Origin of the sequence: Capnocytophaga sp. oral taxon 329 str. F0087 (assembly GCF_000213295.2) — a bacterium.
GTDB lineage: Bacteria > Bacteroidota > Bacteroidia > Flavobacteriales > Flavobacteriaceae > Capnocytophaga > Capnocytophaga leadbetteri_A.
On record NZ_KN390030.1, the window covers coordinates 7,532 to 8,100 of the forward strand.

Below are 569 nucleotides of genomic sequence, written 5' to 3' on the forward strand. Positions count from 1 at the left end.
CTCTTCTTCACATCTAAGCGCGCTTTCTCAGCATCGGCTTTGTGTTCTAAAGCGTAATGTATTGCATCTTTTAGCGTAAGTTCTTTTTGTTGTGCAAAAGAAATTGCTGTAGCACACAGCAAAATAGTTGTAATGATTCTTTTCATTGATATTTGTTTTTATATGTTAGATAGGCTTTTAAACAAGCTTTTTTTATATTAATTTTTCATTTTTAAGCTGCAATACGCGCTCTAATTCTTTCATACCTTTTTCGTTTACCACTATCCTGAAAAAATACTCCATAAGGGTATAAATAGTATCCCAAAAAGGAAATTCTCTCTCAGGAAAAGTGTTGGCAACAGAACGCAAACGTTGTACACTAGAGTAAAAGGTTTTATAAAAATTTACATTGATATCCTCTCTAAAAAGTCCTTCTTTCCAACCTTTTTCTAAGAGTTTATCTATAAAACGCGCATCAGACTTAGCAAATTCTATCTCCATACGCTCGTAGGTTTTGGAGTAGTATTTTTGAAGTTCCCAAATAGGACGGTCACTATTGATATTGAATATCTCTTTTACTTTTTTCTGAT

The 569-nt window shown here is 32.7% G+C and carries 1 pseudogene; it reads right to left on the bottom strand.

What is annotated here, in order from left to right:
* Positions 1 to 192 precede the first annotated feature (192 nt).
* Positions 193 to 569, bottom strand: a pseudogene (locus tag HMPREF9074_RS09305) (TetR/AcrR family transcriptional regulator); the annotation flags it as partial.